Origin of the sequence: Stenotrophomonas sp. NRRL B-14846, from assembly GCF_050473585.1 — a bacterium.
Classification (GTDB): Bacteria; Pseudomonadota; Gammaproteobacteria; order Xanthomonadales; family Xanthomonadaceae; genus Stenotrophomonas.
On sequence record NZ_JBFLUN010000022.1, the window covers coordinates 76205 to 98448 of the forward strand.

The following is a 22244-nucleotide window of genomic DNA, read 5'->3' on the forward strand; positions in this document are numbered from 1 at the left end:
GCCGCGCCGGCCGAGGTCGCCAGCGCCGGTCGGCGGGGCTCCCTTCCGGCGGCTGAAGCCGGGCTCTGCGCCGATGGTCGAAGCCGCCGCTGCCACGAGGCAGGTGTAAACTAGGTGGCTAGACGCATTCCCCTTTGCATCAAGGATCTTCATGTCCCTCATCGCCACTTTCGACACCACCCAGGGCCCGATCAAGGTCGAGCTGTTCGCCGACAAGGCGCCGCTGACCGTGGCCAACTTCGTGAACCTGGTCAAGCACGGCTTCTATGACGGCCTGATCTTCCACCGCGTGATCGCCGACTTCATGATCCAGGGCGGCTGCCCGCAGGGTCGTGGCACCGGCGGCCCGGGGTACAAGTTCGAAGACGAGAAGAATGGCGTGAAGCACGAGGTCGGCTCGCTGTCGATGGCCAACGCCGGCCCGAACACCAACGGCAGCCAGTTCTTCATCACCCACATCAAGACCGATTGGCTGGACGGCCGCCACACCGTCTTCGGCAAGGTCCTGGAAGGCCAGGCCATCGTCGATTCGGTCAAGCAGGGCGACGTGATCCATTCGATCACCCTGGAAGGCGACGTCGACGCCGTGCTGGCCGCCCAGGCCGAGCGCGTCGCGGAGTGGAACAAGCACCTCGCCGCCTGATCCCCTTCGAAACGGCCACCCACGGGTGGCCGTTTCCCTGTTCCCCGCCGCCCGCCCGGCCTGCGTGGCCATGCCCGCGGCGTCCCATCAAACGCTTGCAAGCAAGAGGAAACCCCCATGAAAGCACCCGTTCGTGTTGCCGTGACCGGCGCCGCCGGCCAGATCGGTTATGCCCTGCTGTTCCGCATCGCCTCCGGCGAAATGCTGGGCAAGGACCAGCCGGTCATCCTGCAGCTGCTGGAACTGCCGGTCGACAAGGCCCAGGCCGCCCTGAAGGGCGTGATGATGGAGCTGGAAGACTGCGCCTTCCCGCTGCTGGCCGGCATGGTCGGCACCGATGACGCCGAAGTCGCGTTCAAGGACGCCGACATCGCCCTGCTGGTTGGCGCACGTCCGCGTGGCCCGGGCATGGAGCGCAAGGACCTGCTGCTGGAAAACGCCAAGATCTTCACCGCCCAGGGCGCGGCGCTGAACAAGGTCGCCAGCCGTGACGTGAAGGTGCTGGTGGTCGGCAACCCGGCCAACACCAACGCCTACATCGCCATGAAGTCGGCCCCGGACCTGAAGCCGGAAAACTTCACCGCCATGCTGCGCCTGGACCACAACCGCGCGCTGAGCCAGCTGTCGACCAAGCTCGGCAAGCCGGTCGGTGGCATGGAGAAGCTGGTCGTGTGGGGCAACCACAGCCCGACCATGTACCCGGACTACCGTTTCGCCACCGCCGATGGTGCGTCGATCGCCGATGCGATCAACGATCAGGAGTGGAACGCCAACACCTTCATCCCGACCGTCGGCAAGCGCGGCGCGGCGATCATCGAAGCCCGCGGCTCGTCCTCGGCTGCTTCGGCCGCCAACGCAGCGATCGACCACGTGCGTGACTGGGTGCTGGGCAGCAACGGCAAGTGGGTCACCATGGGCGTGCCGTCCGACGGTTCCTACGGCATTCCGGAAGGCGTGATCTTCGGTTTCGCGGTGACCACCGAGAACGGCAAGTACACCCTGGTCAAGGATCTGCCGATCGACGACTTCAGCCAGAAGTACATCGACAAGACCCTGGCCGAGCTGGAAGAAGAGCGCGCCGGCGTCGCCCACCTGCTGGGCTGATGCAGGCGGTACCGGCCCTGGCCGGTACGTCTTCCATCGAGGTAGGTACCGGCCGTTGGCCGGTACGCAGAAAGCGGGGAAGCTTCGGCTTCCCCGTTTCTGTTTGGACGGATACGGAGCCGCATGATCCACCTGCATTACATCGACGACGCGCTGCTGGTGGCCGAGAAGCCGGCCGGCCTGCTGTCCGTGCCTGGCCGCAGCGCCGAGAACCAGGACTGCGTGGTCGTGCGCCTGCAGGCGCTGTACCCGGATGCACTGACCGTACACCGCCTGGATCAGGTGACCTCCGGCCTGCTGCTGCATGCGCGCGGCAAGGACATGCAGGTGGCGTTGTCGATGCAGTTCGAGCAGCGCCAGGTTGGCAAGCGTTACGAAGCGATCGTGGAGGGGCTGCTTGAAGGCGATGCCGGCGAAGTGGACCTGCCACTGATCGTGGACTGGCCGAACCGGCCGAAGCAGATGATCGACCATGAACGCGGCAAGCCGGCGCTGACGCGCTGGCGCGTAATGGCGCGTGATGTTGAAGCGCAGCGCACCCGCGTGGCGCTGGAGCCGGTTACTGGCCGCAGCCATCAGCTGCGCCTGCACATGGCCAGTCTCGGCCATCCCATCGTTGGCGATGTGCTGTATGACGCCGCGCCTGCGCAGCGCGTGCATCTGCATGCGCGCAGCCTGCGGTTCACCCATCCGGTGACAGGCGAAGCACTCGCGTTCGAGTCCGCGACGCCGTTCTAGGTGGGGCGGCAGGGCTTGCAGCCCTGCACCTGCGGTAGTGCCAGCCGCTGGCCGGCAACAGCAATAGCAACAGCGTGCATTCTGCGGGTTGGGCGGGGCGGTGTGGGTGGGCAGGACACGCCGTAAACCCGTCCATGGGGGCTCGATGGCGCCATCCATGGCGCCAACGGTCCTGCCCACCCACACCGCCCCACCTCTGACAGATTTCCGCGGCTGTTGGTAACTGCGGCCGTCGTTCTGCGCCGCTGTTGGTAGGTGTCGACCTTGGTCGACACGATTTTTCTGTCAGATATCGAATGAATCATCCACGCATGGCGTGGATCTACCGTGTCGACCAAGGTCGACACCTACCAGAGCAGTCGACCAAGGTCGACACCCGCCAAGGCAATACGTCGTTCCGACAGATGGCGGAAAACTGTCGAAGGCGGGGTGGGTCCGGTTGCGGGAGTGTCCGCGGCATGGATGCCGCGGCCAAGCCCCCAAGGACGGGTTTACGGCGTCTCCCGCAACCGGACCCACCCCGCCATCCCCCAGTAGCCCAGCTTTTGACGTTGATGTTGACGTTGACGTTGACGTTGATTCCGCAGGTGCAGGGCTGCAAGCCCTGCAGAACAAAACCCACCCCCTACCAAGGTAGGGCGGCCCGCGCGGCAGCGCCGGACTATCCTCGAACCCATGACTTTGTCTGGGAGGGCTGCGTCATGAACTACGAGGAAACCTACCGTCGCTCGATCGACGAGCCGGAGGCCTTCTGGGGCGAGGAAGCCAAGCGCATCCATTGGCACAAACCGCCGCAGCAGGTGCTCGACTACAGCAATCCGCCGTTCCGGCGCTGGTTCGTCGGCGGCGAAACCAATCTCTGCTACAACGCCGTCGACCGCCATCTGGCCGAACGCGCCGACCAGCTCGCGCTGGTTGCCATTTCCACCGAGACCAACAGCACCCGCGAGATCACCTACCGCCAGCTGTATCGCGAGGTGAATGACTTCGCCGCCGTGCTCAAGCACCTGGGTGTCGGCCACGGCGACCGGGTGGTGATCTACATGCCGAACATGGCCGAGGCGGTATTCGCGATGCTGGCCTGTGCGCGCATCGGCGCCGTGCATTCAGTCGTGTTCGGTGGCTTTGCCGCGCACAACCTGGCGCTGCGCATCGACGATGCCAAGCCCAGGCTGCTGATCGCGGCCGATGCCGGCATGCGCGGTGGCAAGTTGATTCCTTACAAGCCGATGGTCGACGCCGCCTGCGCAGAAGCCACCTCGCCACCGCCGCACGTGCTGATCGTGTCGCGCGGACTGGATGCCGCCGAACCACGTGTGACAGGCCGCGATGTGGAGTACGCCGAGCTGCGTGCGCAGATCGGTGAAGTCGACGTGCCGGTGCAGTGGCTGGAAGCGAGCGAGCCGAGCTACCTGTTGTATACCTCCGGCACCACCGGCAAGCCGAAGGGCGTGCAGCGCGATGTCGGCGGCTACGCCGTGGCGATGGCACAGTCGATGGAGACCGTGTTCGACTGCAGGCCGGGACAGGTGATGTTCTCCACGTCCGATGTCGGCTGGGCGGTAGGCCATTCCTACAATGTGTACGGCCCGCTGATCGGCGGCTGCACCTCGCTGCTGTACGAAGGGCTGCCGACCAACCCGGACCCGGGCATCTGGTGGGCGTTGTGCGAGCAGTACAACGTGCGCACGATGTTCTCGTCGCCCACCGCCATCCGCGTGCTGAAGAAGCACGACGCGGACTTCATCCATCGCCATGACCTGCGCGCGCTGAAGTACCTGTTCCTGGCCGGCGAGCCGCTGGACGAACCTACCGCGCACTGGATCAGCGAAGCGCTCGGCAAGCCGATCATCGACAACTACTGGCAGACCGAAACCGGTTGGCCGGCGCTGACCCTGCTGCCGGGCCTGGAGATGAAGCCGGTGCGTTTCGGTTCACCGGGCTTCCCCAACCTTGGTTACCGGATGAAGGTGATCGACGAGAACACCGGCGAGGAAGTAGCGCCGGGGCAGAAGGGCGTACTGGTGGTGTCGCCACCGCTGCCGCCGGGCTGCATGAGCACGGTGTGGAACGACGACAACCGATTCCTGCAGAGCTACTTCAGCCACTTCAAGGAACTGCTGTACAGCTCGCTGGACTGGGCGATCCGCGACGACGATGGCTACACCTTCATCCTCGGCCGCACCGACGATGTGATCAACGTGGCCGGGCATCGGCTGGGCACGCGCGAGATCGAGGAGGCCATCTCCAGCCATCCGCGCGTGGCCGAGGCGGCGGTGATCGGGGTCAAGGATGAACTGAAGGGACAGGTGCCGCTGGTATTCGTCACCCTCAAGCAGGGGCTGGATGGCGAGGATCCGGCACCGGTGGTGGCCGAGATGATGGCCACGGTGACCACCTCGCTCGGTGCGGTCGCGCGCCCGGCGCACGTGCACGTGGTCAATGCGCTGCCCAAGACCCGATCCGGCAAGCTGCTGCGGCGCTCGTTGCAGGCGCTGGCCGAGCAGCGCGACCCAGGTGACCTGTCGACGCTGGACGACCCCAGCGCGCTGGAGGAGATCCGCCGGGCGCTGGGCCGTTGACCTGGTAGTGCCGGCCGCTGGCCGGCACCCCCATCAATCCCCAGGTTGCCGGCCAGCGACCGGCACTACCCTGCACACTTGCGCTAAGCTCGGCCTGTCATCGACCTGCAACACGCGGCGCGCGCCGGGGAACGCGCGTGCCGCCCGGGGATGGCACCCAGGGGGGCGTGCCCGTGAGGGTGCGCTGGCATTGCGCATCAAGGGAGGGGGAGGCAATGGCATTGCTGCACGCCAAGACGGCTGCTGGCCGTCAGGAAATCGAAGACCGTAGCCGGCGCCTGCCGGCGGCACTGCGTTCAATCCTGCTGATGGTCGATGGCCATCGCGACGACACTGAACTGCGTGGCCTGTTCGAAGGCCTGCGCGCACCACCGGACGCACTGGAGCAATTGTCAGCGCAGGGCCTGATTGAAGTGATCGGCGGAAGTGCCGAAACCGCACCGGCGCGCGGCATCAGCACCGGCCGCGAACAGGATCCGGCGCTGTACCAGCAGTTGTACGACGCGATGAGCGAGGCGGTGCGCCGCCACCTGGGCCTGAAGGGCTACTTCATGCAGTTGAAGATCGAACGCTGCACCGATGCGCTGGCGCTGGAGCGCCTGTGCCCGGAACTGCTGGCGGCGGTGGGCAAGGCGCGCAGCCCGGCATTGGCGCAGCGCTGGTGGCAGGAAACCCAGGCGGCCGTAGTGAACGCTGGCAGTGAGGTCGTGCAGGCCTGAGCCACCGCGTAAAGTGATCGGTTCACTTCCCCACAAGGAGTCCCGCGTGCAGGACGACCACGACGACACCGACACCCCAGGCTGGGACGCGATCAATGCGGCGCTGGCGCCGCTGTATGCCGGCCAGGAGCCGCGCCACTTCGGCACCGCGCTTCCCTATACGCTGGGGGGCCAGGATCCGCTGGATGGCATCAGCGTGTACTGGGCGGATACGCCGGTCCCGCACTGGCACTACATCACCTACGGCTTCTCCGAGCTGTACGCCAAGGAGAGCAGTGATGCAGATGCCAGCGGTTATGGTTTCGAGCTGACCTTCCGCCTCGCTGCCGACGCCGGTGAGAACGCCGGCAGCGCGCCACCCGTGTGGCCGATGAACCTGCTGCAGAACCTCGCGCGCTACGTGTTCGGCAGTGGCAACGTGTTCGAGGATGGCCATCACCTCAACGCCAACGGCCCGATCGCGCTGGAGACCGGCACGCGGCTGTGCCATCTGGCCTTCATTGCCGACCCGCAGCTGCCGGCGCGGGACACGGCCAACGGCCACCTGCAGTTCCTGCAGCTGGTCGGCTTGACCGATGGGGAGATGGAGGCGGTCAAGCGCTGGTCGACGCGCGGCGTGCTGCAGGCGCTCCTGCCGGCGATGCCGCTGTGGATCAGCGATCTGCATCGCGGCAACCTGCTGGACGATCCGGCACTGGCCGCACAGGTGCAGGCCGGCAGCGAGCGCGAGGGCTCCAGCACCGGCATGCTGTTCATCGAGACCCTGGACTGGCGCCAGGAGGCGGGCGTCACCACGCTGGTGCTCGGCGCCGGCCAGGTCGCCAGCGTGTGCGAACTGCTGCCGCTGCGCCTGCGCCACGGCAAATCGCTGGAACTGGTCAGCCGCGAGCGGCAGTGGGAATTCATTCCGGCCGGGCACGGTGAGGCCGGCGAGGTATCGGCCGACAGGGCGCGTTGGGTACTGGACGAGACAGGCCTGCAGGCCCTGGCAGGCGTGCGTGCCGAGCGCGGGATCTACCCGGTGGCCGGGGCGCTGCGCATCGACGTGGTGCCGACCTACCTGCGCGATGCCAAGGGCGAAGTGATCCGCCAGATCGGCTGAGTGTGGCGATGGCACCGGTGGGGTAAGAGCCGCCTGCTGTGCAGACGGATCCGACCCCGCCCTGGCAGCCGTGTCGGGATCGGATCCGTTCGTCACGCGAACGGCTCCGACCCCGGGTCAGGCTCAGGCCAGGCCTTCGGCCTTCAGCGCGGCCTGCACGCCGGCATCGGCGTCCATGCGCGCCTTGTAGGCGGCCAGGTTGTCCAGGCCGGACAGGTCGACCCTGGTGCCGGCGGCCCAGCGCAGGGTGATGTAGAAGTACGGGTCGGCGAAGCTGCGGAAACCGGCCAGCCAGGGCTTGTCGGCCAGCTGCTTGTCAGCGGTCTCGAACAGGCCACGCAGGCGCTTGTGCGCGGCGGCGCGGATCGCATCGAACTGGCTTTCGTCGGCGATGAACTTGCCCGGCGCGAACAGCGGCGAGAAGGCCGGATGCACGTCCGAATTGACGAAGGCCAGCCAGCGGGTGGCTTCGGCGCGCTGGCGCGGGCTGCCGTCGCCGCCGAGGCCGGCCTGCGGGAAGCTGTCGGCGATGTAGCCCATGATCGCGGCGTTCTGCAGCAGCACGAAGTCGCCGTCGACCAGTGCGGGAACGGCGCCGGCCGGATTGATCTTGAGGAATTCCGGACCCTTCAGGGTGTCCTTGTTCAGCAGTTCAACCTCGAACGGCTGGCCGGTCCACTGCAGGGCGATGTGGTCGGCGGTGGAACAGGCACCGGGCTTGCTGTACAGCTTCATGGGAACTCCAGGTGATGCGGGCGGGAAGCACCCACTATCCCAGAGCCTGGCGGCGGGCGGCAACGCTGCCGCCAGCACGGATCGTTACGACTGCCGCGGCTTGAGGTTCTGCACCTTATAGAAGGTGTGATCGCCGATGGTGGCCACCTGGTAGGCATTGCGCCAGTTCGGGCTGGCGATGGACAGCGCAGCGAAATGGCTGGCACCGGGCACGATCTCGCGGCGCTCGCCGGCCGGCAGCGCCCAGTTGCGCTCGGCGTCGAAGGCCACGTTCATCGCCTCGCTCCACGCCGCGTCGTTGCCCAGCTGGGTGCCGGGGGAGACGATGGTCGGTGCGAACTGCTTGCGTGCGGTGACCACCTGGCACATCGAGTCGCCCCACAGGCCACTGTCGAGACGGCGCAGTGCGACTTCGGCGACGGCCTGCTGGCCGCGCAGGGTCTGGTCGCGGGCTTCCAGGTAAACGGTGGTGCTCAGACACAGTGAATCAGCGGCCGGCTGCGGCAACAACTGCGACAGCCAGAGAATCCAGGCCAGTTTCATATAACTCCTTGCTCCGTATGGGCCGCACCCTCCGGTTCCGGCCGCGGGGCGACAGGAGGCGGGGGACGACTTGGCGTCATGGGGAGGCGGCCATCGGGGCCGCCCCGTGGGCAGCCCCAAAAGAAACGATCAGTACCGACCGTGGGGGCTGCGCCGGCTCACCGGAAACTGGCTGGTGAGCGGAAAGATGGCGCAAGGTAGGGGGGCATAGCCGAACGCATCGTGAACCGCTCGGCTTGACATTCAGGTTCAACGGGGGTGACGGAAATCACATTCCGTCCCCCATTCAGGCGCTCATCAGAGCGCGGCAGCGACCCGGCTGCCCTGGTCGATGGCGCGTTTTGCATCGAGTTCTGCGGCCACATCGGCACCGCCGATCAGCTGCGCGTTGATGCCGGCCGCCTGCAATTCGGCCTGCAGCATGCGGTTCGGTTCCTGCCCGGCGCAGATCACCACATGGTCGACCGGCAGCAGCTGTTCGCTGCCGTCCACGCGGATGCGCAGGCCTTCGTCATCCACGCCGAGGTACTCGACGCCGCCGAGCATGCGCACGCCCTTGGCCTTCAGTGTGGCGCGATGGATCCAGCCAGTAGTCTTGCCCAGGCGCGCGCCGGGCTTGCCCGGGCTGCGCTGCAGCAGCCACAGCCGGCGCGGCGAGGTTTCAACCTCGGGCCTGGCCAGTGAGCCGCGGGCCTCGAAGGTGCTGTCCACGCCCCATTCGGCCATCCAGCGCTGCGGGTCGAGGGAGGGTGACTCACCGGCATGGCTGAGGAACTCGCCGACATCGAAGCCGATGCCACCGGCGCCGATGATCGCCGCATTGCTACCCACTTCGACCCGGCCCAGCAGCACGTCCAGGTAGCTGACCACCTTGGCGTGGTCGGCACCGGGGAAGTCGACCTTGCGCGGAGTGATGCCGGTGGCCAGCACCACCTCGTCGAAGCCGGCCAGGGTGGCGGCGTCGGCGCGGGTGCCGAGGCGCAGCTGCACGCCGGTTTCGGCCAGCGTGTGGCGGAAGTAGCGCAGGGTCTCGTGGAACTCTTCCTTGCCGGGGATGCGCTTGGCTACGTTGAACTGGCCGCCGATCTCCTCGTTGGCATCGAACAGGGTGACCTGGTGACCACGCTGGGCAGCGACAGTGGCACAGGCCAGGCCGGCGGGGCCGGCACCGACCACGGCAACCTTCCTCGGCGTGGCGGTGGGGCGATAGACCAGCTCGGTCTCATGCGCGGCGCGCGGGTTGACCAGGCAGCTGGCCAGCTTGTTCTCGAACACGTGGTCCAGGCAGGCCTGGTTGCAGGCGATGCAGGTGTTGATCGCCTCGGCGCGGCCGGCACGGGCCTTGTTCGGCCATTGCGGGTCGGCCAGCAGCGGGCGCGCCAGCGACACCATGTCGGCGCCGCCATCGGCGAGGATGCGTTCGGCCACCTCGGGCATGTTGATGCGGTTGGTTGCCACCAGCGGCACCTTCACATGCGGCTTGAGCTTGGCGGTGACCCCGGCGAAGGCAGCACGCGGCACCGAGGTGGCGATGGTCGGGATGCGCGCTTCATGCCAGCCGATACCGGAATTGATGATCGTCGCACCGGCCGCCTCGATTGCCTGCGCCTGCTGCACGATCTCTTCCCAGTTGCTGCCGTCGTCGACCAGATCCACCAGCGACAGGCGATAGATGATGATGAAGTCCGGGCCGCAGGCCTCGCGGATGCGGCGCACGATCTCGACCGCGAAGCGCATGCGCTGGCTGGCGTCACCGCCCCAACGGTCGGTGCGCTTGTTGGTGCGCGGGGCGATGAATTCGTTGATGAGGTAGCCCTCCGAACCCATCACTTCGACGCCGTCGTAGCCGGCCTCGCGGGCCAGCTTCGCGCTGCGTGCGTAGTCGGCGATATGCCGCTCGACGCCGCTGGCCGACAGCGCGCGCGGGGTGAACGGGTTGATCGGTGCCTTCAGCTTCGACGGCGCCACCGACAGCGGGTGGTAGGCGTAACGGCCAGCGTGCAGCAGCTGCAGGCAGATCTTCGCGCCGTGCTGGTGCGCGGCGGCGGTGAGCTGGCGGTGCGGCCGCACTTCCCACGGCCAGGACAGCTTGCCGCCGAACGGCTTCAGCCAGCCGACCACGTTCGGCGCGAAGCCGCCGGTGACGATCAGGCCGACGCCGCCCTCGGCGCGCTCGGCGAAGTAGGCCGCCAGCCGCGGGAAGTCGCGGGCGCGATCTTCCAGGCCGGTGTGCATCGAGCCCATCAATACGCGGTTGCGCAGCTGGGTGAAGCCCAGGTCCAGCGGGGCGAACAGATGGGGATAGGCGCTTTCGTTGGCTGGCGACATGGTCGATACGCTTGCGTACGGAAGCGCGAAGCGTGCCGCGAAACGGCGGCCGGGGCAAGGGCCGCCTGGTGGGTAGTGCCGGCCGCTGGCCGGGTACGCTCGGCACATGCGCGCTGTCGCTCCCGCATTTCGCTGCGCGAACCGCGGGGCCCACTTACCGGCCTCCACGCCCCCGCGCCTGCGGCGCTGCCCCCGAACTCCGGGGGTAGTGCTGGCTGCTGGCCGGGTACGCTCGGCACATGCGTGCTGTCGCTCCCGCATTTCGCTGCGCGAACCGCGGGCCCCACTTACCAGCCTCCACGCCCCCGCGCCTGCGGCGCTGCCCCCGAACTCCGGGGGCGGTAGTGCCGGCCGCTGGCCGGCATGGCGGCCAGCTCAGGGCGACTGCGGCTGCCGGCCAGCGGCCGGCACTACCGGGGTGCGGCCGATGCCGAACCAGCCCAGCGTGACCCCGCACAGCGGGCCGATCAGCAGGGCAAAGGCGAGGGTGCCGAGGCCGACATTCCCGCCCAGCCACCAGCCCAGCAGCAATACGCTGCCTTCGATCAGGCTGCGCACCTTCCAGATCGGCCAGCCGGTGCGGGCATGCAGGCCGGTCATCAGGCCATCGCGCGGTCCCGGGCCGAGGCGGGCGCCGATGTACAGGCCGGTGGCCAGCGCGACCAGCAGCATGCCGGCACAGAACATCGCCAGCTGCCAGCCCACGCCGACGGCCGGCGGCAGCAGCCACAGCCCGAACTGTGCGGAGGGACCGATCAGCATCACGTTGAGCACGGTGCCGACGCCCGGCTTCTGGCGCAGTGGCCACCACAGCAACAGCACCAGCGCACCGATGACATTGGTCGCCAGGCCGAAGGACAGCGGCGTCTGTGCGGCGATGCCCTGCGACAACACGTCCCAGGGCGCCACACCGATGGCGGCACGGATCATCAGCGAGGCACCGAAGCCATACAGGAACAGGCCGGTGATCAGTTGCAGCAGGCGCAGGGGCAGGGCGGTAGGCATGGCGGGCACAGGGGGAGGGAATCTGTTTCCACCGTATCCCCGTTTTAGCTTCATCCATAGATACAGATGCCGGTCAATCCGCCGGTACAGGCAGCGCCGATCCTGCACGTGGGGCGCTACATGAAGCGTCAGCCGTCCCAGCCCACCAGCGCCAGCTTCCCCACCGTGCGCCCGCTGGCCAGGCGTTCATGCGCGATGTCCAGGTTGGCCGCATTGATCGTGCCCAGCGTTTCACTGAGCGTGCCACGCAGCTGGCCGGCATCGATCATGCTGGCGGCGCGGCTGAGGATGCGGTGCTGCTCGATGCGGTCGGCAGTGGCGAAGCGCGAGCGCGCGAACATGAATTCCCAGTGGATGCCGATGCATTTGGCCTTGTACGGATCGCCGATGCGCAGTGCGCCACGCGGCTCCACGATCAGGCCGACATGGCCCTGCGGTGCCAGCAGCTGGCCCAGCTCGTCCCAGTAGTGATCGGTGTCGGCCAGATTGAGCGCCACCTGCACCGTATCGATGCCCAGCGCCTGCAGCTGGGGCTGCAGCGGCTGCCGATGGTCGATCACATGCGTGGCCCCCATCTGCCGGCACCAGTCGATCGAGGCCTCGCGCGAGGCGGTGGCGATCACCTCGAAGCCGGCATGGCGGGCCAGCTGGATCGCCATCGAGCCCACGCCGCCCGCGCCGCCAATCACCAGCAGGTGCTGGCCGCCATGGCGGCGATCATCCAGGTGCAGCGGCATGCGCTGGAACAGCAGCTCCCAGGCGGTCAGCGTGGTCAGGGGCAGCGCGGCGGCTTCCGCGAAATCGAGCGTGGTCGGCTTGCGGGCGACCAGGCGCTCGTCCACCCACTGGTACTGGGCGTTGCAGCCCGGCCGGGTAACGTCGCCGGCGAAGTAGACCTCGTCACCGGAGGCGAACAGGCTGGCCTCGTCACCGATGGCTTCGACCACACCGGCGGCATCCCAGCCCAGCACCCGGGGAACCTCGAGGGTGGCCGGATCGGTGGCGGCCCGCTGCTTGCCGTCGACGGGGTTGACCGATACCGCTTCGATCCGGACCAGCAGGTCGCGGCCGCGTGGCGGCAGCGGAGGCGGCAGCAGGACATCACGCAGGGCAGGTGCGTATTGCAGGGCAGGTGCGTATTCACGACTCAGGGCGACGGCTTTCATCACGGCTCCGGCTGGGTTCGTGATCCCATCATAAGGTTCCTCACGTTTCCGCAAACCTGCTGAACCGCGTGATGCAGTGTGTTGCGCAATATGTCGTTTTTGCCGCTTAAACCCCGTCAAACCCTTGCAGCGTGTGGGTCTTGCGGATTTTCATCATCCTGTATAGGGTTTCAACGTCGGACCGGTGGACGGTCGGGCGCAACACTTCACATGTTACGGGACTGTTAACATGGCCTTCACCCGCCTGAGCATAATGTTCGCGGCGGTGGCGTGCTGAATCGGCTGTCGTACATCGACGCACTAGTGCTGGCCCATGCCTCTACCGGTTTCATACCCCCGAAATAGGAGCTGTACTCAATGAACAAGAAGATCCTTACTGCCGCGCTGCTGGGCGGCCTGGCTTTTGCCCAGGCAGCTTCGGCGCAGGAGTTCGATGACCGCTGGTACCTGACCGGTTCGGCCGGCTTCAACTTCCAGGACAGCGACCGTCTGACCAATGACGCTCCGTTCGTGACCCTGGGCCTGGGTAAGTTCATCAGCCCGAACTGGTCGCTGGACGGTGAGCTGAACTACCAGAACCCGAACTTCGACAGCAACCAGGACCTGAACTGGTCGCAGTACGGCGTCTCGCTGGACCTGCGTCGCCACTTCATCAAGGAAGGCCGCGGCTGGAACCCGTACATCGTCGGTGGCCTGGGCTACCAGAAGTCGGAAGAGCAGTACGCTGCCCTGGACAACAACGGTCCGCGCAAGCGTAAGGACGGCAACGTTGCCGCCAAGCTGGGCGTCGGCCTGCAGACCACCTTCGAGAAGCGTGTTGCTGTCCGCGCCGAAGTGGCCTACCGCGCTGACTTCGACGACCAGAGCATCGCCGCCAAGGACGAAAGCTGGTTCGGCGACGTGCTGGCTTCGGTCGGCGTCGTGATCCCGCTGGGCCCGGCTCCGGTCGCGGCTGCTCCGGCTCCGGCTCCGGTTGCCCCGAGCTGCGCCGACCTGGACGACGACGGTGACGGCGTCAACAACTGCGACGACAAGTGCCCGAACTCGCAGCCGGGTCAGACCATCGGTCCGGACGGTTGCCCGGTTCCGGTCTCCATCGACCTGAAGGGCGTCAACTTCGACTTCGACAAGTCGAACCTGCGTCCGGACGCCGTGGCGATCCTGAGCGAAGCCACCGAGATCCTGAAGCGTTACCCGGATCTGCGCGTTGAAGTTGCCGGTCACACCGACTCGAAGGGTACCGACGCTTACAACCAGAAGCTGTCGGAGCGTCGCGCTACCGCCGTGTACAACTACCTGACCAAGAACGGCGTTGACGCCGGTCGTCTGGTCGGCCCGATCGGCTACGGCGAGAGCCGTCCGATTGCTCCGAACACCAACCCGGATGGTTCGGACAACCCGGAAGGTCGCGCCAAGAACCGTCGTACCGAGCTGAACGTCCAGAACTAAGTTCTGACGCTCCGCCAGTAGGACACAGCAGGACCCGGCTTCGGCCGGGTCTTGTTGTTTCTGCGGCCCGGAAGCCGGCGTTTCATGCGCAAGGGCAACCGTTCGTCAGGATTTTGCCCGTAAAACCAATGAGTTGCCGTATTCATTGAAAGTGGCGCTTGAAAGCTGACGCGGCATTGCTAAACTCGCCGCGTCACTTCCTTCCGTGGATGCCCCTCATGCTGCGCTCTGCATCGGCCGCCGTCCTGGCGCTGGCCCTGGTTCCCGCCGCCCACGCTGCGGTCGATTGCTCGGTCAACACCAGCGCGTCGCCGCTGCCGTTGCCCGCCACGACCATCGCACCGGTGGCCGACGAGCTGTACATCCGTGGCAACCAGCTGGGCATGCCGGCTGGCGTGTTGAGCAGCAACTACGATCCGTCGCAGTCGCTGGACCAGGTGCTGCAGCGCCTGCGCATCGATGGCTGCCAGAACATCGCCAAGGCCATCCCGAGCGCGCCGGCAGTGAAGCCGAACGATCCGGCGGCCTACAAGCCGCAGACCGAGTTCGACAACACGCCGTGGCGCTTCGACATGAGCCAGAACGGCAAGCGCATGACCGCTGAAGAATTCGACGCCTGGATGAAGGCGCGCGGTGTGCGCGTGGTCAAGGCGCGTCCGGCTCCGGCCGCTACTCCGGCTGCGGCCGAAGCACCGGCTGAGACCAAGCCGGTCGACAAGAAGTAAGCGCCGCGGGGAGCAGAGGCTTGCGCACGCGCCGCCCACCTGCCGCCCCCGCCGCCCGCTCCCACGCACCGCGTGGGCGTGCGGTTCCGAATGTCTCCAGTGGCGTGCGCCATGGCCTGGCGCGCGTGCTGTCCAAGGCCGGCGTGTGCTCGCGCAGCGAGGCCGCGCGCTGGATCGCCGAGGGCCGCGTGCGCGTGTCCGGCCGCATCGTCCGTGATCCCGAATTCCCGATTGGACAGCCTGCGCCACCGATCGAAGTCGATGGCCAGCCGATGGATGCGCCTCAGCGCCTGTACCTGATGCTCAACAAGCCGCGCGGCGTGGTGACCACGGCGCAGGACGAGCGTGGTCGCGACACGGTGTATCGGTGCTTTGATGGTGCCGGCCTGCCGTGGATCGCGCCGGTCGGGCGCCTGGACAAGGCCAGCGAAGGGTTGCTGTTGTTCAGCAATGATCCGCAGTGGGCGGCGCGCCTGACCGATCCAGAGACCGGCCCGCAGAAGACCTATCACGTGCAGGTGGATCGCCTGCCCGACGAGGACACCCTGGCCGCGCTGCGCGCCGGTGTCGAGGACGAGGGCGAGTTCCTGGTCGCCCAGGCCGTGCGCGTGCTGCGCAGTGGCGACAAGACCGCATGGCTGGAGGTGGTCCTCGACGAGGGCCGCAACCGCCATATCCGCCGCCTGTTGGCGGCCTTCGACCTGCAGGTGCTGCGCCTGGTCCGGGTCGCGATCGGTGGGCTGCTGCTCGGCGATCTCGGCAAGGGGCAATGGCGGGTGCTGGAGGTCAGCGACCAGCAGCGGCTGGGGGCCGCTGCACCGGGCTGATCATCGCCCGCGGCCGGCAGTTGCCGGCCACCGTTCCAGGCGTAGGGGGCGCCTGGTTGTTGAATTTCCCGAACGGAGCCTGCCATGTACCACCCGACCCTCAACCAAACCCTGCGCTGTGCAGGCCTGCTGCTGCCGATGGTGCTGCTGACCGCCTGTGGCGGCCACAAGAAGGTGGCCAAGGCGGAAACGCCTGCCGAGACCCCGGTGGTGGAAGTGAAGACCCCGGAGCTGGATGGTCGCGGCAGCTACCGCTTCCTGATGAGCGATGGCGACAAGAAAATGACCGCCGATGAGTTCGATGCCTGGATGAAGGCAAACGGCATCCGCGTTGCCAAGGGCAACGGCCAGGACGCTGCCGCCAAGCCGGTGGTGGTGGCCAGCAAGGAAGAGCCGAAGGGCAAGAAGAAAAAGAAGTGACGCCCGTGGGTGCCGACCCTGGTCGGCACGCTTTGATAGGGTCGGACCCCTTTCCGCAGGAAAGGGCTCCGACCCCGGCCATGATCAGCCCTTGACCACGCCCAGCTCGACACCGATGCGGGTGAAGGCATCGATCGCGCGGTCCAGGTGCTCGCGGCTGTGCGCGGCGCTGATCTGCGTACGGATGCGGGCCTGGCCCTTGGGCACCACCGGGAAGAAGAAGCCGATCGCGTAGATGCCTTCTTCCAGCAGGCGCTCGGCGAACTTCTGCGCCAACGGTGCGTCATACAGCATCACCGGGCTGATCGGATGCACGCCCGGCTTCACGTCGAAACCGGCGGCGGTCATCTTCTCGCGGAAGTAGGCGGTGTTCTCGGCCAGGGTGCTGCGCAGGTCGTCGGCGGCAGCCAGCATTTCGAACGCCTTGATGCCGGCGGCCACCACATGCGGCGGCAGCGAGTTGGAGAACAGGTACGGGCGCGAGCGCTGGCGCAGCAGTTCGATCACTTCGGCGCTGGCGCAGGTGAAGCCGCCCAGTGCGCCGCCCATGGCCTTGCCCAGGGTGCCGGTGATGATGTCGATCTTCTCCAGCACGCCCTTGACCTCGGCCGAACCACGGCCGGTGGCGCCAAGGAAGCCGGTGGCGTGGCATTCGTCGATGTGCACCAGCGCGTTGTACTTCTTCGCCAGCGCGGTGATCTCGTCCAGCGGCGCGATGAAGCCGTCCATCGAGAACACGCCGTCGGTGGTGATCAGCTTGGTCTTGCAGCCGGCGGCATCGGCGGCCTGCAGCTGGGCTTCCAGATCGGCCATGTCGCAGTTGGCGTAGCGGAAGCGCTTGGCCTTGCACAGGCGCACGCCGTCGATGATCGAAGCATGGTTCAGCGCGTCGGAAATGATCGCGTCATTCTCGCCGAGCAGCGGCTCGAACAGGCCACCGTTGGCATCGAAGCAGGCCGCGTACAGGATGGTGTCCTGCTTGCCGAAGAAATCGGCGATCTGCTTCTCCAGCTGCTTGTGCAGGTCCTGGGTGCCGCAGATGAAGCGCACCGAGGCCATGCCGAAGCCGTGGGTATCCAGTGCGTCCTTGGCGGCCTGGATCAGGTCCGGATGGTCGGCCAGGCCCAGGTAGTTGTTGGCACAGAAGTTCAGCACCTTGCGGCCGTCGTCGAGGGTGATCTCGGCCGACTGCGGGCTGGTGATGATCCGCTCGGACTTGAACAGGCCCTGGGCGCGGATGGCGTCCAGTTCCTCGGCGTAGTGGCGGGTCAGGGCGGAGGAGGCGTCGGTCATGGCGTGGGCACGGCTCTGAACGGGAAACCGCTGATTCTACCGGGCATCGTCGGTCACCAACCGGGCCGGATGGGGCATCGCCACGGCCGGCACATGTTGCATCGCAATAGCAAAGTGGTTAAGAATTCGTGAACCGGAGCTGTCGCGCTCCGGCCGCACCCGCCTTCCACGCCACGCCACCGCCCCCACCGGAGACGCTCATGAAGCACGCCCGTGCCTGCCTCGCCATTGCCGCTGCCCTGACCCTGGCCGCCCCGTTCGCCGCCAGCGCGCAGGAGAACGAATCGCCGTACAGCTGGAATGTCACCGCCGTTTCCGACTACCTGTTCCGTGGCGTGTCGCAGACCGACGAGAAGCCGACCCTGCAGGCGGGCTTCACCTACACCTCGCCGGTGGGCCTGTATGCCGGTGTCTGGGGTTCGGGCGTGGACTTCGGTCCGGGTGATCCGAACACCGAGATCGACTACCAGATCGGCTACGGCGTGGACGTCACTTCGCGCGTCAACTTCGACGTGCTGCTGAACCGCTACATCTACATCGGTGCCAGCCACCAGAACTACAACGAGCTGGTGACCACCACCACGCTCGACGACACCTACAAGCTGACCGTGGCCTACACCAACGACCAGTGGAACAGCGGCACCGATGGCTGGTACTACGGCGTCGGCGGCCAGTGGGGCCTGCCGCAGGACTTCACGCTGAACGCCAACGTCGGCCGCAGCAGCTTCGAGAAGGGCCTGGCCAAGGACTACACCGACTGGAACGTCGGCGTCAGCCGCCAGTTCGGCCTGTTCAACGTCGGCCTGGGTTACTACGGTACCGACGGCAATGGCCGCGAGAACTCGGGCAAGCTGGCACACAGCCGCGTGCTGCTGACCGTGGCCATCGGCAAGTAACGCCGCAGGCGTTACCGGTAGTGCCGGCCGCTGGCCGGCAACATCGGGATGGCAAAGAAAAAGGCGCCCATCGGGCGCCTTTTTCAGTTTCAAGGTGTGCCGAGCAAGCTCGGCACCCACCCATCGCGCTCGGCGAAGGGTCAATTCCAGCTCAATACCACCTTGCCGGCCTTGCCTTCTTCCATCAGGTCAAAGCCCTTCTGGAACTCGTCGATCGGCAGCTGGTGGGTCATCACCTTGCCGAGCGGGAAGCCGGACAGCACCAGCTGGGTCATCTTGTACCAGGTCTCGTACATCTTGCGGCCGTAGATGCCCTGCACGGTCAGGCCCTTGAAGATGATCTTGTCCCAGTCGCAGCCGGCGCCCTTGGGCATGATGCCGAGCATGGCGATCTTGCCACCGTGGTACATGCAGTCGAGCATGTCGTTGAACGCGCGCGGGTTGCCGCTCATTTCCAGGCCCACGTCGAAGCCCTCCATGTGCAGTTCCTTCATCACGTCCTTCAGCGACTGGTTGGCGACGTTGACCACGCGCGTCGCGCCCATGTCGGCGGCCAGCTTCAGGCGGAAGTCGTTGACGTCGGTCACCACCACGTTGCGCGCACCGATGTGCTTGCAGATGCCGGCGGCGATGATGCCGATCGGACCGGCGCCGGTGATCAGCACGTCTTCGCCGATCACGTCGAATTCCAGCGCGCAGTGTGCGGCGTTGCCGTACGGGTCGAAGAACGCGGCCAGTTCCGACGGGATCTGGTCCGGGATCGGCCACAGGTTGCTGGCCGGCATCACCATGTATTCGGCGAAGGCGCCGTTGACGTTGACGCCGATGCCGACGGTGTTCGGGCACAGGTGGGGGCGGCCGCCACGGCAGTTGCGGCAGTGGCCGCAGACGATATGGCCTTCGGCCGAGACGCGCTGGCCGATCTCATAGCCGGTCACCGCCGAGCCGAGCGCGGCGATGCGGCCGACGAACTCGTGGCCGATGGTCAGGCCCGGCTTGATGGTGCGCTGGCTCCACTCGTCCCACAGGTAGATGTGCAGGTCGGTGCCGCAGATCGCGGTCTTTTCCAGCTTGATCAGGACCTCGTTCGGGCCCGGGGTCGGAACCGGAACTTCTTCCAGCCAGATGCCCTTGGCCGCTTCGCGCTTGACCAGGGCCTTCATCGTTTGCTGCGCCATCGGGGTGGAACTCGTCAGGGGGAAAGCGCGGATTATAGGGTGCCGCGCGGATTTCCCATGTTGCGCTGCGGGTGCAGTGGCGGAACGAAAGGCGTGTGCCAGCCGGCGTTTCGAACGTACTGCGAACAGCGGCGTCGCTTCGCTCGCCGGGCATGGCTCGGCGCTACCGTCCGAGGCCAGGGGACTGTGGGGAGGCGAGAGGCCAGGCCGATGCAGGACCGTGAGCGCCATGGATGGCGCGACCGAGCCCCCATGGATGGGTTTACGGCGTGTCCTGCATCGGCCTGGCCTCTCGCCTCTGACCGATCGCAATGGAGACGCTGAACGGTGGAAGCACCTGATTGCATGACTTCCGGGGTTCGGGCCGGGGCAGGGCGGCGGGCTACAATCGAGGGTTCCACTACCAGGGGCCGCTCCATGCGCTCGAACCTGCTTGCATTCTCCATCGTCGCCAGCCTCGGGCTGGCCCAGGTCGCCCATGCCGCTGAAGGCATGTGGGTGCCGCAGCAGCTGCCGGAAATCGCCGGTCCGCTGCAGAAGGCTGGCCTGAAGCTGTCCCCGGAGCAGCTGTCCAACCTCACCGGCGACCCGATGGGCGCGGTCGTCGCCCTCGGTGGCTGCACCGCCAGTTTCGTGTCGCCGCAGGGCCTGGTGGTCACCAACCACCACTGCGCCTACGGTGCGATCCAGCTGAATTCGACCGCCGAGAAGAACCTGATCAAGGACGGCTTCAACGCGCCGAAGCACAGCGATGAACTGAGTGCCGGCCCGAACGCCCGCGTCTACGTGCTCGACCAGATCACCGACGTCACCGCCCAGGCCAAGGCCGCCATTGCCGGCGCCGGCAACGACCCGCTGGCCCGCAGCCGCGCACTGGACGCCTTCGACAAGGCCCAGGTCGCCGCCTGTGAAGCCGATGCCGGCTTCCGCTGCCGCCTGTACAGCTTCTCCGGCGGCAACACCTATCGCCTGTTCCGCAACATGGAAATCAAGGACGTGCGCCTGGTCTACGCGCCCCCGGGCAGCGTCGGCAAGTTCGGTGGCGACGTCGACAACTGGATGTGGCCGCGCCACACCGGCGATTTCTCGTTCTACCGCGCCTACGTCGGCAAGGACGGCAAGCCGGCGGCCTTCGCCGCCGACAACGTGCCGTACCAGCCCAAGCACTTCCTGAAGTTCGCCGACCAGCCGCTGGGCGCCGACGACTTCGTGATGGTGGCCGGCTACCCGGGCCGCACCAACCGCTACGCCCTGGCCGGTGAATTCAACGAAACCGCCAGCTTCACCTACCCGACCATCGCCAAGCACTACAACGCGGTGCTGAAGATGATCGCCGACGCCGGCAAGGCCGACGCCGACGTCAAGGTGAAGTACGCCGCCACCGCCGCCAGCATGAACAACGTGGCCAAGAACTACCTGGGCCAGCTGGAAGGTTTCAAGCGCATCGACGCAGCCGGCCAGAAGCAGGCCGAGGAAGCCGCCGTACTGGCCTGGCTGAAGAAGCAGGGCGCTGCCGGCAAGCCGGCCCTGGCGGCACACGCGCAGCTGCTCAAGCATCTGGATACCAGCAAGTCGACCCGCGAGCGTGACCTGTTCGTCGGCCAGTTCAACAACACCTCGGCCGTTGGCGCGGCGATCACCCTGTACCGCCTGTCGATCGAGCGCAGCAAGCCGGATGCCGAACGCGAAGCGGGTTACCAGGAACGCGACCTGACCACCATCGAAGGTGGCCTGAAGCAGATGGACCGCCGCTACGTGGCGAAGATGGACCAGCAGCTGCAGACCTACTGGCTGGACCAGTACGTGGCCCTGCCGGCCGCGCAGCGTGACAACGAAGTGCTGAACAAGTGGCTGGCCGGCAGCGATGCCGCTGCGGTGAAGTCGCTGGTGGCCAAGCTGGGCGGCACCGAACTGGGCAGCCTGGACACCCGCCTGAAGTGGTTCAAGGCCGACCGTGCCGCGTTTGAAGCCAGCAGCGATCCGGCCATCCAGTACGCCGTGGCCGTCATGCCGGCACTGCTGAAGCAGGAAGAGCAGAAGAAGATCCGCGAAGGCGAATCGCTGACCGCGCGTCCGCTGTACCTGCAGGCCGTGGCCGACTACAAGAAGAGCCAGGGTGAGTTCGTCTACCCGGACGCCAACCTGTCGCTGCGCATCACCTTCGGCAACGTCATGGGCTATGGCAAGGACGGCGTGAAGTACACCCCGTTCACCACCCTGGAAGGCGTGGCGGCGAAGGAAACCGGTGAAGATCCGTTCGATTCGCCGAAGGCGCTGCTCGACGCGGTCAAGGCCAAGCGTTACGGCGGCCTGGAAGACAAGCGCATTGGTTCGGTGCCGGTCAACTTCCTGTCCAACCTGGACATCACCGGCGGCAACTCGGGTTCGCCGGTGCTGGACGCCAACGGCAAGCTGGTCGGCCTGGCATTCGATGGCAACTGGGAATCGGTCAGTTCCAACTGGGTGTTCGACCCGGTGATGACCCGCATGATCGCCGTCGACAGCCGCTACATGCAGTGGATCATGCAGGAAGTGGCGCCGGCGCCGCAGCTGCTGAAGGAATTGAACCTGGCCAAGTAAGGTTCGCGGTCCCTGGCGGTTCATCCACGCATGGCGTGGATCTACTGCTTGTACCGGACGGTAGTGCCGGCCGCTGGCCGGCAAACCCGACCCGAGGGCCGGGAGTACCGAAACCCCGCGACGCAGGTCGCGGGGTTTTTTCATGCCCGACCCGGCCGGGTGCGCCGAACAGGTATCATCCCTGTTCCGCGTACTTCACAGGATGTGAACG

The 22244-nt window shown here is 66.6% G+C and carries 19 protein-coding genes; 12 read left to right on the top strand and 7 right to left on the bottom strand.

Annotated elements, in window-relative coordinates:
• The first annotated feature begins 151 nt into the window (after positions 1-151).
• The 6 genes from AB1281_RS02435 to AB1281_RS02460 all read left to right on the top strand — a co-directional run bounded on the left by AB1281_RS02435 (position 152) and on the right by AB1281_RS02460 (position 6888).
• Complete coding sequence (locus tag AB1281_RS02435) at positions 152-643, top strand: peptidylprolyl isomerase (protein ID WP_004153629.1); 492 nt, start codon at positions 152-154, stop codon at positions 641-643.
• Between the two features lie 117 nt (positions 644-760).
• Positions 761-1747: a malate dehydrogenase gene (locus AB1281_RS02440; protein WP_004153634.1), complete on the top strand. Its 987-nt coding sequence runs from the start codon at positions 761-763 to the stop codon at positions 1745-1747.
• Positions 1748-1870: 123 nt separating this feature from the next.
• Positions 1871-2485 carry an RluA family pseudouridine synthase gene (locus AB1281_RS02445; protein ID WP_430344970.1) on the top strand — a complete coding sequence of 205 codons (615 nt, stop codon included), beginning with the start codon at positions 1871-1873 and terminating at the stop codon, positions 2483-2485.
• Between the two features lie 701 nt (positions 2486-3186).
• The gene (prpE, locus tag AB1281_RS02450; protein ID WP_430344971.1) at positions 3187-5067 is read left to right on the top strand and encodes a propionate--CoA ligase; all 1881 of its coding nucleotides are present in this window, start codon (positions 3187-3189) and stop codon (positions 5065-5067) included.
• 215 nt (positions 5068-5282) lie between these two features.
• On the top strand, positions 5283-5786 hold the full coding sequence (locus AB1281_RS02455) for a hypothetical protein (RefSeq protein WP_075675270.1): 504 nt from the start codon (positions 5283-5285) through the stop codon (positions 5784-5786).
• A 46-nt stretch (positions 5787-5832) separates the two neighbouring features.
• Positions 5833-6888, top strand: coding sequence for a suppressor of fused domain protein (locus AB1281_RS02460; protein ID WP_430344972.1), 1056 nt, complete (start codon positions 5833-5835; stop codon positions 6886-6888).
• A 123-nt stretch (positions 6889-7011) separates the two neighbouring features.
• Here AB1281_RS02460 and AB1281_RS02465 read toward each other — a convergent pair whose 3' ends face one another.
• From AB1281_RS02465 to AB1281_RS02485, 5 genes are all read right to left on the bottom strand, one after another.
• Positions 7012-7623: a glutathione S-transferase N-terminal domain-containing protein gene (locus AB1281_RS02465; protein ID WP_014036113.1), complete on the bottom strand. Its 612-nt coding sequence runs from the start codon at positions 7621-7623 to the stop codon at positions 7012-7014.
• Positions 7624-7707: 84 nt separating this feature from the next.
• On the bottom strand, positions 7708-8166 hold the full coding sequence (locus AB1281_RS02470) for a cell wall hydrolase (protein ID WP_004154513.1): 459 nt from the start codon (positions 8164-8166) through the stop codon (positions 7708-7710).
• Between the two features lie 297 nt (positions 8167-8463).
• Positions 8464-10494, bottom strand: coding sequence for an FAD-dependent oxidoreductase (locus AB1281_RS02475; RefSeq protein WP_430344973.1), 2031 nt, complete (start codon positions 10492-10494; stop codon positions 8464-8466).
• A 375-nt stretch (positions 10495-10869) separates the two neighbouring features.
• Positions 10870-11499, bottom strand: a complete 630-nt coding sequence (locus tag AB1281_RS02480; RefSeq protein WP_075675267.1) for a YczE/YyaS/YitT family protein — start codon at positions 11497-11499, stop codon at positions 10870-10872.
• 128 nt (positions 11500-11627) lie between these two features.
• Entirely contained in the window at positions 11628-12665 is a 1038-nt protein-coding gene (locus AB1281_RS02485) for a zinc-binding alcohol dehydrogenase family protein (RefSeq protein ID WP_430344974.1), read from the bottom strand.
• Positions 12666-13022: 357 nt separating this feature from the next.
• Between AB1281_RS02485 and AB1281_RS02490 the strand changes: the two genes are divergently transcribed.
• The 4 genes from AB1281_RS02490 to AB1281_RS02505 all read left to right on the top strand — a co-directional run bounded on the left by AB1281_RS02490 (position 13023) and on the right by AB1281_RS02505 (position 16086).
• Complete coding sequence (locus AB1281_RS02490) at positions 13023-14114, top strand: OmpA family protein (protein ID WP_014036117.1); 1092 nt, start codon at positions 13023-13025, stop codon at positions 14112-14114.
• Positions 14115-14332: 218 nt separating this feature from the next.
• Positions 14333-14839 carry a hypothetical protein gene (locus AB1281_RS02495; protein WP_049468334.1) on the top strand — a complete coding sequence of 169 codons (507 nt, stop codon included), beginning with the start codon at positions 14333-14335 and terminating at the stop codon, positions 14837-14839.
• A 20-nt stretch (positions 14840-14859) separates the two neighbouring features.
• Positions 14860-15666 carry a pseudouridine synthase gene (locus AB1281_RS02500; protein WP_014036119.1) on the top strand — a complete coding sequence of 269 codons (807 nt, stop codon included), beginning with the start codon at positions 14860-14862 and terminating at the stop codon, positions 15664-15666.
• A gap of 84 nt (positions 15667-15750) precedes the next feature.
• Positions 15751-16086 (top strand): hypothetical protein, encoded by a 336-nt coding sequence (locus tag AB1281_RS02505; RefSeq protein WP_049446728.1) that lies wholly within the window; start codon positions 15751-15753, stop codon positions 16084-16086.
• A gap of 84 nt (positions 16087-16170) precedes the next feature.
• Here AB1281_RS02505 and kbl read toward each other — a convergent pair whose 3' ends face one another.
• Complete coding sequence (gene kbl, locus AB1281_RS02510; RefSeq protein ID WP_005415440.1) at positions 16171-17379, bottom strand: glycine C-acetyltransferase; 1209 nt, start codon at positions 17377-17379, stop codon at positions 16171-16173.
• A 200-nt stretch (positions 17380-17579) separates the two neighbouring features.
• On the opposite strand from kbl, the gene AB1281_RS02515 reads away from it, so the two are divergent.
• The gene (locus AB1281_RS02515; RefSeq protein WP_430344975.1) at positions 17580-18275 is read left to right on the top strand and encodes a TorF family putative porin; all 696 of its coding nucleotides are present in this window, start codon (positions 17580-17582) and stop codon (positions 18273-18275) included.
• Positions 18276-18415: 140 nt separating this feature from the next.
• On the opposite strand, the gene tdh is transcribed toward AB1281_RS02515, so the two are convergent.
• On the bottom strand, positions 18416-19438 hold the full coding sequence (gene tdh / locus AB1281_RS02520; RefSeq protein WP_032955954.1) for an L-threonine 3-dehydrogenase: 1023 nt from the start codon (positions 19436-19438) through the stop codon (positions 18416-18418).
• Between the two features lie 432 nt (positions 19439-19870).
• Here tdh and AB1281_RS02525 point away from each other — a divergent pair, with 432 nt between their 5' ends.
• Positions 19871-22033: a S46 family peptidase gene (locus AB1281_RS02525; protein WP_430344976.1), complete on the top strand. Its 2163-nt coding sequence runs from the start codon at positions 19871-19873 to the stop codon at positions 22031-22033.
• Positions 22034-22244 lie beyond the last annotated feature (211 nt).